The sequence below is a fragment of the Nakamurella sp. genome (assembly GCF_048594475.1).
Classification (GTDB): domain Bacteria; phylum Actinomycetota; class Actinomycetes; order Mycobacteriales; family Nakamurellaceae; genus Nakamurella.
The window spans coordinates 1-11557 of the sequence record NZ_JBMDXT010000024.1 but is presented as its reverse complement, the minus strand read 5'-3'; the positions used below and the strand labels follow the sequence as shown (position 1 = coordinate 11557).

Annotated in this window: 11 protein-coding genes; 9 read left to right on the top strand and 2 right to left on the bottom strand. The window is 76.1% G+C overall.

Going from position 1 to position 11557, the window contains the following annotated elements:
• The 5 genes from ACOJUF_RS01230 to sppA form a co-directional block, all read left to right on the top strand.
• The coding region (locus ACOJUF_RS01230) for a DUF5691 domain-containing protein (RefSeq protein ID WP_420120043.1) at positions 1-1339 on the top strand (1339 nt) is incomplete at its 5' end.
• Entirely contained in the window at positions 1336-2433 is a 1098-nt protein-coding gene (locus ACOJUF_RS01225; RefSeq protein ID WP_420120042.1) for an ATP-binding protein, read from the top strand. The genes ACOJUF_RS01230 and ACOJUF_RS01225, both read left to right, overlap by 4 nt.
• Positions 2433-4730, top strand: a complete 2298-nt coding sequence (locus tag ACOJUF_RS01220) for a DUF5682 family protein (protein WP_420120041.1) — start codon at positions 2433-2435, stop codon at positions 4728-4730. The genes ACOJUF_RS01225 and ACOJUF_RS01220 overlap by 1 nt, the downstream gene beginning before the upstream one ends.
• Complete coding sequence (locus tag ACOJUF_RS01215; RefSeq protein WP_420120044.1) at positions 4730-5899, top strand: VWA domain-containing protein; 1170 nt, start codon at positions 4730-4732, stop codon at positions 5897-5899. The genes ACOJUF_RS01220 and ACOJUF_RS01215 overlap by 1 nt, the downstream gene beginning before the upstream one ends.
• A gap of 41 nt (positions 5900-5940) precedes the next feature.
• Entirely contained in the window at positions 5941-7569 is a 1629-nt protein-coding gene (sppA, locus tag ACOJUF_RS01210; RefSeq protein WP_420120040.1) for a signal peptide peptidase SppA, read from the top strand.
• 98 nt (positions 7570-7667) lie between these two features.
• Here the strand turns inward: sppA and ACOJUF_RS01205 are convergent, their stop codons facing one another.
• Positions 7668-8543 (bottom strand): Fpg/Nei family DNA glycosylase, encoded by an 876-nt coding sequence (locus tag ACOJUF_RS01205; protein WP_420120039.1) that lies wholly within the window; start codon positions 8541-8543, stop codon positions 7668-7670.
• A 36-nt stretch (positions 8544-8579) separates the two neighbouring features.
• Here ACOJUF_RS01205 and ACOJUF_RS01200 point away from each other — a divergent pair, with 36 nt between their 5' ends.
• Positions 8580-9128, top strand: coding sequence for a GNAT family N-acetyltransferase (locus ACOJUF_RS01200; protein WP_420120038.1), 549 nt, complete (start codon positions 8580-8582; stop codon positions 9126-9128).
• A gap of 52 nt (positions 9129-9180) precedes the next feature.
• A complete protein-coding gene (locus ACOJUF_RS01195; protein ID WP_420120037.1) occupies positions 9181-10116 on the top strand; it encodes a TIGR03621 family F420-dependent LLM class oxidoreductase in 936 nt (311 codons plus the stop codon).
• Positions 10117-10122: 6 nt separating this feature from the next.
• Here the strand turns inward: ACOJUF_RS01195 and ACOJUF_RS01190 are convergent, their stop codons facing one another.
• Positions 10123-10716 (bottom strand): DUF1707 SHOCT-like domain-containing protein, encoded by a 594-nt coding sequence (locus tag ACOJUF_RS01190; protein ID WP_420120036.1) that lies wholly within the window; start codon positions 10714-10716, stop codon positions 10123-10125.
• A 106-nt stretch (positions 10717-10822) separates the two neighbouring features.
• Between ACOJUF_RS01190 and ACOJUF_RS01185 the strand changes: the two genes are divergently transcribed.
• Both ACOJUF_RS01185 and ACOJUF_RS01180 read left to right on the top strand, forming a co-directional pair.
• A complete protein-coding gene (locus ACOJUF_RS01185) occupies positions 10823-11161 on the top strand; it encodes a histone-like nucleoid-structuring protein Lsr2 (protein WP_420120035.1) in 339 nt (112 codons plus the stop codon).
• Between the two features lie 102 nt (positions 11162-11263).
• On the top strand, positions 11264-11557 hold a 294-nt coding region (locus tag ACOJUF_RS01180), incomplete at its 3' end, for a Fur family transcriptional regulator (protein ID WP_420120034.1).

Here is an 11557-nt window from a genome sequence, read left to right as displayed (position 1 = left end):
AGTGCTCGCCGCGCTGGCCCGCCGGACGGTCCCGGCCACCCGGCCGGCGCCGCCCGCCCCCGCGCGGCCCGCGCCGGAACGCCGGGCGGTGATCCCCGACGTCGTGCGGCAGGTGCTGGCCCGGGTCGACCGCCATCCGGCGCTGGTGGTCGAGGCGCTCACCCTGATCGACCGGGCCGATCTGCGGGTGCCCCCCGACCTGGTGCCCGGGCTCCTCGACGACCCCCGGCCGGCGGTGGCCGCGGCCGCCCGCCCGGTCGGCGGGGAGATCGGCCGGCTGCTGATGGCGATCAACCCGCGGTGGGCGGCGCCGGCCGCGCCGGACCTGGCGGAGCGCACCGCCTGGGACGAGGGCACCCTGGCCGAGCGGTCGGCCTGGCTGCGCGCGGCGCGCCGGGCCGATCCGGCGACGGCCCGCGAGCTGTTGCTGGACGGGTTCGGGCGGGAAAGCGCCACGACCCGGGCCGAGTTGCTGGCCACCCTGGCCGACGGGCTGTCCGGCGCCGACCAGGACGTGCTGCTGACCGCCGTCGGCGACCGCAGCCGCGCCGTCGTGGAGGTGGCGCTCGACCTGCTCGCCCGGCTGCCGGATTCGCCGCTGCGCCGCGACATGCGCGCGCTGATCACGGAGCACCTGTCCGTCCGGCGGCGCCTGCTCGGGCCGTCGGTCACCGTGACCCCGATCGCCGCGGCGGAGTTCGACCCCTGGCCGGTGCCGTCCGGCGATCCGTGGACCACCGTCCTCGGGCGGGTCGATCCGGCCGACTGGCCGGGCCCCCTCGCGGCCGACCTGCTGCCGCTGATCGCCGCCGGCCACGACGACCTGCGGCCGCTGACCCCCGGCTTCCGGGCCGCCGCCCTGGCGTTCGGGCACGCCGGTCTGGCCCGCGCCCTGGTCACGGCCCACCTCGCGGTCGCGTCGGCCCGCATCCCACCCGTCGTCGACCCGGACCTGTGGTGGCTCCTCACGCCGGCCGACGCGCGGGCCCTGCTCGAGCGGTTGCTGGACGACCGGCGGGTGCGGGCCGAGCAGGTCGAGCGGGTGGTCGCCGGACTGCCCCGGCCGTGGCCGGCGGCGCTGGCCCGGCGGATGGCCCGCTGGCTGCCCACCGGCGGCCCGCAGCACGGTCCGGCGCCGCGCCCGCTGTGGGATCTGTGGGCGACCGCGGCGGCCCCGCCCGACTGCCGCGAGCTGGCCGGCCTGGCCCGGTCCGCGGCCGACCGGGCCACCGGCGACACCGCCTCGACCCTGGTCACCCGGGCCGGGCATGCCGCCACCCTGCTCACCGTCCGCGCCGTCCTGTACGAAACGCTGTGCCCCCCAGGAGGAACCCCGTGACCGACGTGACGGCCCCGACGCCCGTCCTGCGCCCGCATGCCGAGCAGCAGTACGCGGCCGAACTGGCGGCCCTGGCCGTCGCCGACGACCGGCCCCGCCCGGCCAACTGGCGGCTCTCCCCGTGGGCGGTCGTCACCTACCTCCTCGGCGGCATCGCCGGCGACATGGTCGTCACCCCCAAGTACGTCGGCTCCCGACGGCTGATCGAGGTGGCCGTCGCGACCATCGCCACCGACCGGGCGCTGCTGCTGCTCGGCGTGCCCGGCACGGCCAAGTCGTGGGTGTCCGAGCACATCGCCGCGGCCATCAGCGGCGACTCCACCCTGCTCATCCAGGGCACCGCGGGCACCGCGGAGGAGTCGATCCGGTACGGCTGGAACTACGCCCGGCTGCTCGCCGACGGCCCGTCCGAGGCCGCCCTGGTGCCCTCGCCGGTGATGACCGCGATGCGGACCGGCGCCCTGGTGCGCATCGAGGAGCTGACCCGCATCCCCTCCGACGTGCAGGACGCGCTGATCACCGTGCTGAGCGAGAAGACCCTGCCGGTGCCCGAACTCGGCATCGAGGTGCCGGCCCGGCACGGGTTCAACGTGATCGCGACGGCCAACGACCGCGACCGCGGGGTGAACGATCTGTCGGCCGCGCTGCGCCGCCGGTTCAACACGGTGGTGCTGCCGCTGCCGGCCGGGGTGGAGGAGGAGGTCGGCATCGTCGCCACCCGGGTCGCCGAACTCGGACTCACCCTGGACCTGCCGCCGGCCACCGAGGCGACGGCCGAGATCCGGCGGGTCGTCACGGTCTTCCGCGAGCTCCGGTCCGGCCTCACCGCGGACGGCCGGACCGCGCTGAAGGTGCCCAGCGGCAGCCTCTCCACGGCCGAGGCGATCTCGGTGGTGACCGGGGGACTGGCCCGGGCCGCGCCCTTCGGTGACGGTGTCCTGCGCGCCGCCGATGTGGCCGGCGGCATCGTCGGCGCGGTCGTCAAGGACCCGGTGGCCGACCGGATCGCCTGGACCGAGTACCTGGAGGCGGTGGTCCGCGAGCGCGCCGACTGGCGCGACTTCTACCGGGCGTGCCGCGAGGTCGGCGGGTGATGCCGGCCGCGTCCGGGGTCCCGCCCGACCCGGGTGTGCCGCTCGACCCCGGCGGCCGCCCATCCGGGCCGCCGGACCCGGCCACGCCTCCGGTGCCCGGGACCGAGGTCCGGGTGCTCGGGATCCGCCACCACGGGCCGGGTTCCGCGCGTGCGGTGCGGCAGGCCCTGGAGCAGTGGCGACCCGATCGGGTGCTGATCGAGGGGCCGGTCGAGGCCGACCCCCTGGTCGCGTTCGCCGCCGACCCCGATCTGGTGCCGCCGGTCGCCCTGCTCGCCTACCGCACCGACGAGCCGGCGGCGGCGGCGTTCTGGCCGTTCGCCGTCTTCTCGCCGGAATGGCAGGCGGTGCACTGGGCCGCCCGGCGCGGCGTCCCGGTCTCGTTCATGGACCTGCCGGCCGGGATGCTGCTCGCCGACGAGACCCGTTCCGCCCCGGACGGTTCCGAGGTGCGCACGGACCCGCTGGCCCTGCTGGCCCGGGCCGCCGGGTACGACGACGCCGAGCGCTGGTGGGACGACGTGGTGGAGGGCCGGCGGGCCGGGGATGCCTTCGACACGTTCGCCGCGGTCACCGAGGCGATGACGGCGGTGCGGAGCGACCGGCCGGAGACCGACGAGCCGACCCTGCGCCGCGAGGCCCACATGCGCAAGGTGCTGCGGGCCGCGGTGCGGTCGGGGGCCGCCCGGGTGGCCGTCATCTGCGGGGCCTGGCACGCCCCCGCGCTGGCCGGGACGCTGGCCGGCCGCGCGCCGACCGTCGCCGCCGACACCGCGCTGCTGCGCCGGCGCCCGGCGGCCAAGGTGACGCTCACCTGGGTCCCGTGGACCCATTCACGACTCTCGGCGACCTCCGGGTACGGCGCCGGGGTCGAGTCGCCCGGCTGGTACCGGCACCTGTTCACCGCCGGCGAGCACCCGCTGGAGCGGTGGCTGACCCACACCGCCGGCGTGCTGCGCCGGCACGACCTGCCGACCTCGACCGCGCACGTCATCGAGGCCGTGCGGCTCGCCCGGACGCTGGCCCACCTGCGGGACCGGCCCGAACCCGGGCTCACCGAGGTCGTCGACGCGACCAGGGCGGTGCTGTGCGACGGCAACGAACTGGCCGTCGACCTCGTGCTCCGCGACGCGGTGGTCGGGGAGGAACTAGGCCGGGTCCCGGACGCGGCGCCGATGGTGCCCCTGGAGTCCGACCTCCGCGCGACGGCGCGGACGCTGCGGCTGAAGTTCGAGGCGGCCCCCCGCGAGTTCACCCTCGACCTGCGGTCGGCCACCGACCTGCGCCGGTCGCACCTGTGGTGGCGGCTGCGCATCCTCGGGGTCGACTGGGCGACCCCGGCCGAGGTCGCCGGCACCGGCACGTTCAAGGAGGGCTGGACCGTGGCCTGGCAGCCCCTGCTCTCGGTCCGGCTGATCGAGGCCTCCGTCTGGGGGACCACCGTGGCGGCCGCGGCGGCCCGCCGCCTGGTCGACCGGGCCGGGTCGCTGTCGGCCTGCACGGTGGCCATCGCCGACTGCATCACCGCGGACCTGCCCGCGGCGATGGCCGACCTGCTGGCCCGGCTGGACCGGTTCGCCGCCGGCACCGCCGATGTCGCCGGCCTGCTCGAGGCGCTGCCCGCGCTGGTCCGGGCCCAGCGGTACGGCACTGTCCGGGGCAGTGACACCACGGCCGTCGCGGTCGTCGCCCAGGCGGTGCTCACCCGGATCGCGGCCGGGCTGCCGGCCGCGCTCGGCGGGCTCGGCGAGGACGCGGCCCGGGAGATCCGCGGGCCGCTGGAGGCGACGCACGAGGTGGTCCCGCTGCTGCCGGCCGGGGCCGTGCGGGACGGCTGGTACACCGCCCTGGCCGCCGCCGGCCGCCGGGCCGATCTGCCGCCGCTGCTGGCCGGCCGCATCGTCCGGTTGCTGATGGACGCCGGCATCCTCCCGCGGGCGCAGGCCGCCGACCGGCTGCACGCGGCCCTGTCGGTCGGTGCACCGGCCGCCGAGAAGGCCCAGTGGGCCGAGGGATTCACCGCCGGCGGGGCGCTGCTACTGATCCACGACGACGCCCTGCTCGGCGTGCTCGACGTCTGGGTGCGCAGCCTGACCGGCGAGGAGTTCCTGGAGATCGCACCGCTGCTGCGCCGCGGGTTCGGCACCTTCGCGCCGGCCGAACGGGGCAACCTGCTGCGGGCCGCGGACGCGCTGGCCGGACCGCGGGCGACGGCGGCCGGCCCCGCCGGACCGGACCTGAGCCGCGCCGGCGCGGTGCTGGCGACGGCCCGCCGGCTGTTGGGGAGTGCCCCGTGATCGACGAAGCGGAGCGGCGGCGGCGGTGGCGACTGCTGGTCGGCGACGGGGGCGAGGGGGCCGGCACGACGGTGTCGCTGTCCGCCGAGGACCGGCGCATCGACGCCGCCCTCGGCGCGGTCTACGACAGCCGCGGGCCGGGGGAGGGCGATCGGCCCCGGGCCGCCGGCCTCGGCGCGTCCGCGCCCCGGGTGGTCGGCTGGCTCGGCGACATCCGCAGCTACTTCCCGAGCCCGGTGGTCCAGGTGCTGCAGCGGGACGCGGTGGAGCGGTTGCAGTTGCACCAGTTGCTGCTGGAGCCGGAACTGCTGGACGCGGTGGAGCCGGACGTCACCCTGGTGGCGACGCTGCTGTCGATGAGCCGGCTGCTGCCCGAACGGTCGCGGTCCACCGCGCGCGCCGTGGTGGCCCGGGTGGTCGAGCAGATCGAGCGGCGGATCGCCGACCGTACCCGGTCGGCCGTGCAGGGCGCGCTCAACCGGTCGGCCCGCACCCGCCGGCCGCGGCGGCAGACCGACATCGACTGGCCGCGCACCATCGCGGCCAACCTCCGGCACTGGCTGCCGGAGCGGCGCACCGTCGTCCCCGAGCGGCTGGTCGGCTACGGCCGCCGGCAGAACCAGGTACAGCGCTCGGTGGTCGTGGCCATCGACCAGTCCGCGTCGATGGCCGAATCCGTCGTGTACGCCGCCATCTTCGGCGCGGTCATGGCCTCCCTGCGAGCCCTGCGCACGTCCCTGGTCGTCTTCGACACGACGGTGGTGGACCTCACCGACGCGCTGCACGACCCGGTGGAGCTGCTGTTCGGCACCCAGCTCGGCGGCGGCACCGACATCAACGCCGCCGTGGCCTACTGCCAGGACCTCATCACCACCCCGGCCGACAGCGTCTTCGTGCTGATCTCGGACCTGTACGAGGGCGGCATCGCCGGTGAGCTGGTGCGCCGGGTCAACGCGATGACGGTGGCCGGCGTGCAGGTCGTCGTGCTGCTGGCGCTGTCCGACGCGGGCGCGCCGTCGTTCGACCGGGAGCATGCCGCCGCCCTCGAGGCCATCGGGGTGCCGGCCTTCGCCTGCACGCCGGACGCCTTTCCCGATCTGCTGGCGTGCGCGATCGAACGGGGCGACATCGCCGCCTGGGCCCACCGGTACCGGGCCGCGGAGTCGTGACGGCCCGATCGCGTCCGGCCCTCCGCGTAGCGTGGGCCGGTATGGACGTGCGGCCGGCGAAGCGGATCCTGCTCGAACTCGACCTGACCGAGCTGCCCGTCGAACTGGAGCAGGACGATCCGCTCTCCCGGTTGCGGCACCGTGGTCGCCGGGACCTGCGGTCCACCATCCGCGCGCTCCACCGGGCCGCCGACGACCCGCGGGTGGTCGGGCTGGTCGCCCGGGTCGGCGGGCCCGCGCCGTGGCCGGCCATGCAGGAGCTGCGGGCCGCGGTCGAGGCGTTCGCGGCCGGCGGGAAGCCGACGGTGGCCTGGGCCGAGACGTTCGGGGAGCAGCCGGGCGCGATGGCCGGCTACGTGCTGGCCACCGCGTTCGACCAGTTGTGGCTGCAGCCCGGTGGCGAGCTGGGGCTGCTCGGCGTCGGCCTGGAGACCACCTTCCTGCGCGGCGCGCTGGACAAACTCGGGGTGGAGCCGCAGTTCGAGCAGCGGTACGAGTTCAAGAGCGCGGCCGACCGGATCATGCGGACCGGGTTCACCGACGCGCACCGGACGGCGTTGCAGCGGCTGGTGGAGTCGGTGTTCGACGACGCCGTCGAGACGATCGCCCGGGCCCGACGGCTGGACGTGGCGACCGTCCGCGACCTCGTCGACCGCGGTCCCCATCTGGCCACGGCGGCCCGCGACGCCGGCCTGGTCGATCGGCTCGGTTACCGGGACGAGGCGTTGGCCGCGATGCGGGCCCGGGTCGGGGAGCGGGCGGAACTGCTGTTCGCCGATCGGTGGCGGCCCCGCCGACGGCTCCGGCCACCCCGGCGTTCGGCCGGTCACGTCGCCCTGGTCCAGGTCCGCGGGGGCATCGCGGCCGGCCGGTCGCGGCGGACCCCGCTGGGCCGGACCGCCGGGAGCGACACCGTCTGCGCGTCCCTGCGGGCCGCCGCGGCCGACGAGCGGGCGCGCGCGGTGGTGCTGCTGGTGGACTCGCCGGGCGGGTCGGCGGTCGCGTCCGACACCATCTGGCGGGAGGTCGTCCGGCTGCAGCAACGCAAGCCGGTGGTCGTCGCGATGGGCGCGGTGGCCGCGTCGGGCGGCTACTACATCGCCTGCCCGGCGGACCGGATCGTCGCGCTGCCGGCCACCCTGACCGGTTCCATCGGGGTCCTGGGCGGCAAACTGGTGACCGGCGGACTGCTCGAGCGGGTCGGCCTGACCACCGGCGCGGTGGCGCAGGGCCGCCGGGCCCTGATGTTCTCGTCCCGACGCAGCTTCGACGAGGGGGAGCGGCACAGCCTGGGCGCCGCGATGGACGCGATCTACGACGACTTCGTCGACAAGGTCGCGGCCGGGCGGGGCCGGCCCCGCGCCGAGATCGAGCAGGTGGCCCGCGGCCGCGTCTGGACCGGCCGGGACGCGCTGGCGGTCGGCCTGGGGGACCGCCTGGGTGGTCTGCGGGACGCGGTGGCGCGGGCCAGGTCCCGGGCCGGCCTGCCGGACGACGCGCCGCTGCGCCCGGCCGTGCGGGTCGGCCCGCTGGCCCGGCTGGGACGGCCCCGGAACTCCGCCGACCCCCGGGCCGGCCTCGCCGCCGGGCTGCCCCGGTTGGACGGCCTGAGCCGGGCCGTCGCCCCGGCCGGCCCGGACCTGACGATGCCGTCCCTGCGCCTGCGCTGAGCTGCGCCCCGTCTCGTCAACGCCCTGGTGCCCGGTGCTCGACCGCAAGCCGGCGCGAGTGTCCGCCTGGTCCCGACACCCCTGCGGCGCAACCGGTCTCAGCCCCGCTGCGGGGCCGGCCGCTGCTCCCGGGTGCACCACCAGGAGGTCCGCCCGCCCACGGTGGCGGTCTCCATCGCCCCGCCGCAGCGCGGACACCGTTCGCCGGCCCGCCGGAACGGGATCACCGTCCCGGTGTGCACCCCGCCGTGCGCGACGGCATCGGTGAGGGCGCCCTGCAGGGCCCGGCCCAGCCGGTCGAGGTCGGCCCGGCGCAGCGTGTCCACGCCCCGGGCGGGATGGATCTTCGCCCGCCAGAGCGCCTCGTCGGCCAGCAGGTTGCCGACGCCGGCCAGCACCGACTGGTCGAGGAGCCGGGCCTTGACCGGTGCGGTCGACACCCGCCGGCCGGCGGTCAGCGCCGCGCGGAACGCGGCCGGGGTCAGGCCCAGCGCGTCCGGGCCGAGGGCCTCGACCGGCGGATCGAGGCGGACGCGGGACAACCGGCGCGGGTCGAGCAGGCGGACGCCGCCGCCGTCGGCGAAGGTCACGGCGAACCGCTGGTAGGCGCCCCGGTCCACGAACCGCTCGCGGTCGCGGCGGTAGTCGCCCCCGACGAGGGCGCGGCCCGCCGGCCCGGGATCCTCCGACGGGGCGGCCGGGCCGGCCACGACCACGATGCCGCTCATCCCCAGATGCACCCCGAGGTCGGGGCCGCCGTGCTCCGGGGACGAGTCGGACGTGCTCAGCCACATGGACTTTCCCCGCCGGTGCGCCGCGGTGAAGGTGCGTCCGAGCAGGGCCGCCCGCAGTTCGCCGGGCGCGTGCGGCCGGGTCACGTAGTCGTCGTGGTCGTCGACGTCGACGATGCGGCGGTCCAGGGCACCGCCGGCCAGCACGGCACGCGCGGATTCGACCTCGGGGAGTTCGGGCACGGGCGCGACGGTACCCGGACCGGGCATGCTGGCCGGGTGACCACCGAGGACGAATCCGGCCGGGCCCACCGCACCGACCCCGGCGACCCCGGCGACCCCACCGGCCCCACCGACCTCGACGTCGCCGCGGCGGTCCGGCCGGCCGCGCCGGCCGACGCCGCCACCGTGGCGACCCTGTTGCACGAGTTCAACGCCGAGTACGGCACACCCACCCCGGGCGTCGGGGTGCTGACCGCGCGGCTGCAGGGGCTGCTGGCCGGTCCGAGCACCCTGGCGGTCCTGGCCGGTGAGCCGGCGGTGGGCCTGGCGCTGGTGACCCTGCGGCCCAGTGTCTGGTACGACGGGCCGGTCGCGACCCTGGACGAGCTGTACGTGGCGCCGGACCGCCGGGGCCGCGGTCTGGGAGCCCGGCTGCTGGCCGCCGTCGAGCAGCAGGTCCGGCGGCGCGGCGCAGCGCTCGTCGAGGTCAACGTCGACGGGGACGGCGGGGGAGCACCCCGGTTCTACGAGCGGCACGGCTACCGCAACACCGAGATCGACGACGACGTCCCGTTGCTGTACTACTTCCGCGAATTGGAGTCGTGAGCGGCGGGATCCGACCCGGGCGGATCCGGCCGGCACGAGCCAGAATCGTCGGATGCGCCCGTTCCGCTTCCTGGCCGACGTCCGCGAGATCGTGCCGGGCGCCGAGCTGGCGCGGCGGGCCCGGCGTGCCGAGGATCTGGGCTACCACGCCCTGGTCGTCCCGGACCACCTGATCGGCCAGTTCTCGCCCGTCGTCGCGATGACGGCGGTGGCCGTCGCGACCAGCACCCTGCGGGTGGGCGCGTTCGTCCTGAACAACGATCTGCGCCACCCGGCGGTCCTCGCGCAGGACTTGGCCGCGATCGACGTGCTTTCCGGCGGTCGCCTGGACCTGGCGATCGGCGCGGGCTGGAACCGGCCCGAGTACGACGCCATCGGGCTCGAGTTCGACCCGGCCCCGGTGCGCCAGGCCCGGCTGGCGGAGGCGGTCACCGTGCTCAAGAAATGCCTGTCCGGCGAGGAGTTCTCGTACAGCGGCGAGCACTACCGCATCACCGGCTACACGGGCGAGCCGTCCGTGCAGCGCCCGCACCCGCCGGTGTTCATCGGGGGTGGCGGACGGCGCACCCTGACGCTGGCCGGACGGGAGGCGGACATCGTCGGCCTGGCCCCGCGGATCACGGCGGCCGGTCCGGACGCGCGATCACTGACCCTGGAGGCGACCCGGGAGAAGATCGCCTGGGTGGCGCAGGCGGCCGGTGCGCGGTTCGCCGATTTGGAGCTCAACGTCTACCCGTCGGCCTGGCCGGTGGTCCTCACCGACGATCTCGACTCCGAGGTGGCCTCGGTCGTCGCCGCCCTGGAGGACCGGACCGGCACCCGGTTGACCACCCGCGAGGTCCTGGACTCACCGCATCTTTTCATCGGCTCGGCCGGCCGGCTGGCGGAGAAGTTCGAGCGGCTCCGGGACGAGCTGGGCATCACCTCGTTCATGCTCGGGCCGCTCGGCGCGCTGGACGCGGTGCTGGACCGGCTGGCCGGCCGGTGAGCGGAGTCAGTCCCGCCGCAGTACCACGGAGGTCCAGTTGCCGCTGCCGCGCAGGTCGATCACCGCGCCGCCGGGGCCCGTGGGCGGCCCGGCCCTGTCCTTGAACGTGGACATCGAGCCCAGCCGCAGCTCGGTCGTCCGGACCAGCGTGGAGGGGGCCAGCCGCAGCTTGACGGTGCTCCACGACGCGGTGACCTCGACGACACAGCCGCCCGGCGGGATGATGGCCGACCGCAGGTCCAGGTCGGCCGTCCCCATCGACCCGGAGATCACCAGGTGGGGCGGCACCGACCAGGTCCCCCGGCGCTTCACCGACGTCCAGTCGATGTCCAGCGCCTCGCCCCGGACGGCCGGGTAGCCGGGGGCCGGCCCGCCGACCGTGACGGCCGCCGCCGGGTCCGGGGGGAACAACGACACGGCGCCCGGCAGATCGGCCAACGCGGTCCGCAGGTCGCCACGCGTCCGGGCGGCGTAGACGTCCGCGGAGCGCTCCTCGAACTCGGACAGGTCCAGATAGCCGCCGCCCACCGCCTCGTGGAGCACGGCAACCGCCTGCTCCCGTTCGCGATCGCCGACGCGGAGGGTGTCTGAATCGGTCATCGGTCCGATGCTACCGACCGGCGGTCGTCGCCCGCGCCCGGGAACCGGCGAACGCCGGGCGGGTCGAAACGGTCTGGCCGGGTTTCATTCCACTACCATCGGGACCGTGGCGACCAAAACTGTGACAACGCTGATCGACGATATCGACGGCTCCACCGATGACGTGCTGACCTGTGCTTTCGGGCTGGGCGACGCATCCTTTGAAATTGATCTGAATGCGGCCCACCGCGAGGAACTGGAGAGCGTGCTGGCCAAATTCGTGGCCGTGGCGCGGCCGGTGGGCGGGCCGCGGACGCCCCGCTCCCGCAAGCCCGAACCGGGGGGCCGGGCCGACCGCGACCACTCCCACGCGGTCCGCGTCTGGGCCAAGGAGAACGGGTACGAGGTCTCCGAGCGCGGGCGGATCTCCAAGACCATCGTCGAGGCCTACGAGGCCGCGCACTGACGTCCGATCGAAGCCGTCCGACCCGGCCTGCGGCCGCGGGTCGGGCGGCGGTTTCCCACCCCTTGTCTTGACTGGTTCAAGACAAGGGGTATGGTCATCCCCATGGATCGGGGGACGGACGTCGAGCGCGCATTGCGCTCCGCCGGCCTCCGGGTCACCGTGCAGCGGGTCGCCGTTCTCGGTGCGGTGACGGCACATCCGCACTCGGACACCGGGTCGATCATCGACGCGGCCCGCCGCGCCGTGCCGGAGCTGTCGCACCAGGCGGTCTACGACGCCCTGCGGGTGCTGACCGGGGCCGGGCTGCTGCGCTGCATCGAACCGGCCGGCACCGTCGCCCGGTACGAGGCCCGCACCGGGGACAACCACCACCACCTCGTCTGCCGCTCCTGCGGG

Coding starts and splice junctions, on each gene's coding strand:
- ACOJUF_RS01220 (WP_420120041.1), top strand. CDS start 2,433: ATGCCGGCCGCGTCCGGGGTCCCGCCCGACCCGGGTGTGCCGCTCGAC.
- sppA (WP_420120040.1), top strand. CDS start 5,941: ATGGACGTGCGGCCGGCGAAGCGGATCCTGCTCGAACTCGACCTGACC.
- ACOJUF_RS01195 (WP_420120037.1), top strand. CDS start 9,181: ATGCGCCCGTTCCGCTTCCTGGCCGACGTCCGCGAGATCGTGCCGGGC.
- ACOJUF_RS01190 (WP_420120036.1), bottom strand. CDS start 10,716: ATGACCGATTCAGACACCCTCCGCGTCGGCGATCGCGAACGGGAGCAG.